The sequence below is a fragment of the Mesorhizobium sp. M7A.F.Ca.ET.027.03.2.1 genome (genome assembly GCF_003999175.1).
Taxonomy (GTDB): domain Bacteria; phylum Pseudomonadota; class Alphaproteobacteria; order Rhizobiales; family Rhizobiaceae; genus Mesorhizobium.
The window spans coordinates 1-1,747 of record NZ_RZOM01001190.1; the positions used below are offsets into that span (position 1 = coordinate 1).

The following is a 1,747-nucleotide window of genomic DNA, read 5'->3' on the forward strand; positions in this document are numbered from 1 at the left end:
ATCCGGCATCGCGCTACGCCATCGTCGGCGTGTTCGTGGCCAAGGGCAAGGATGGCGTCAGCGTCGCAGTCACCGGTGCCGGCGATGACGGCGTCTTCCGCTCGAAGGAGATTGAGGGAGCATTAGCCGGGAACTTCGCGGCCTCGGCATTGGAAGGGGTGAAAGTGCCGGCGAAGAATTTGATGACCGACATTCATGCCTCGGCCGATTATCGCGCCAATCTGATCGCGGTGATGGCCAAGCGCGCGGTGGCTGCCGCCAACGCCTGATACGATCAGTTGCGGACAGGGAGAAGGGGTCATGCGCCCCTTTTCCGTTTGTGGCGACCTGTAGTTGTCCAAACTTTGATGGAATCGCCCCCGCACCAATCGTTTGCCTGAGCAATTTTGTCTCGCCGAGACTTCACCTGGAACTGCACCGGCGGCAATCTCGCACTTGCACAAATCCATATTGCACTGCAATATGGTTTTGGGCGGGAATGCGAGCCGGGTTCGAAATATCGTGCCCTTTCGCATGCCTATTTGCGAGAGGATCGGCATGACCGACATTTCCGCGACGCATGTCGTTCCGTCCCGATCCGCCGCCGACAAATCAACCAGAACAAGACTGGCCTATCTCGACGGCTGGCGCGGGCTTTCGATCGCACTGGTGCTGATCGGCCATTTCTTTCCGGTTCCGGGAATCAATCTGGGTGTGCTGGGCGTCGAATTCTTCTTCGTGCTCAGCGGCCGGCTGATGGGCGAGATCCTGTTCATCGAACGCTACCCGCTGAAAAAATTCTTCAAACGCCGCTTCTCCCGCATCTATCCGGCTCTTTTGGTCTTCGTAGTCGTCGCGATGATTGCGCTGTCCGGCACATTCATCGCCTTCAAATGGAAGGCGGCGCTGACGGCGCTGACATTCACCTACAACTATGCCGGCATTCTCGTGACGCGGGCAGGGGCGCTCGACCATATCTGGTCGCTCTGCATCGAGGAGCACGCCTACATCATCCTGGCGCTGATCAGCGTCATCGTCTCAAGTCGCTCTCGCGTGGTCGTGCTGCTCCTGGCGCTGGCCTTGCTGGCCATGGCCAATGGCGCGGTTTCGTACTGGGTCTTCGGGATGGACTACGAAACCACCTATTGGCGCACCGACGTGCACATCGCGTCGATCCTGCTGTCGGCTTCGATCTGCCTGCTGAAGGCCGACGGCATGCTGCCGGCGTTTTTGAGAGGCAAGCATGTGGCCCTGGTGGCGACGTTCTGTGCCGTTGTCCTGTTCCTGGATCAGGTGCCGACGCCGATCCACTATCTCTTCGCGGTGCCGCTGCTGGCTCTGGCCGTCAACGCACTCGATTTCAGCCCACGGTATATTTCCGGATTGCTGTCCTCCTGGCCGATGGCGACGCTGGGTCTGTGGTCGTACTCGCTCTATCTGTGGCAGCAGCCGTTCTACAAATTCGTCTATGAGCAAGGCGTCATGCCGATGCCGATGCTGGCCGCAGTCTTCGCTTGTGCGGCCTGCAGCTACTACCTCATCGAGCGCCCGGCGCGCGAATGGCTCAACCGCAACTGGTGAGCAACAGGGCGTTCAGGCCGTCTTGCGGCGCGCCCGCCCTCTCTATGCCTGCAGCGATCTGACGTAATAGCGCACTGCTTTCTTACCGCCATGGATCACTGCGTCGCCGGCCTCAGTGAAGCCAAGGGCGGCGTGAAAGGCATCCGAGGCAGGGTTCGGCGGGTCGGTGTTGACTTCGCAGGTGACC

The 1,747-nt window shown here is 60.0% G+C and carries 1 protein-coding gene and 2 pseudogenes; 2 read left to right on the forward strand and 1 reads right to left on the reverse strand.

Annotation, left to right across the window (positions count from 1 at the left end; all coding sequences use genetic code 11):
• Together EN750_RS32810 and EN750_RS32815 are read left to right on the forward strand one after the other, a co-directional pair.
• Positions 1–269: pseudogene (locus EN750_RS32810) on the forward strand (carbon monoxide dehydrogenase); the annotation flags it as partial.
• Between the two features lie 268 nt (positions 270–537).
• Positions 538–1,560, forward strand: a complete 1,023-nt coding sequence (locus EN750_RS32815; protein WP_127399156.1) for an acyltransferase — start codon at positions 538–540, stop codon at positions 1,558–1,560.
• Positions 1,561–1,602: 42 nt separating this feature from the next.
• Here the strand turns inward: EN750_RS32815 and EN750_RS41140 are convergent.
• Positions 1,603–1,747: pseudogene (locus EN750_RS41140) on the reverse strand (GNAT family N-acetyltransferase); the annotation flags it as partial.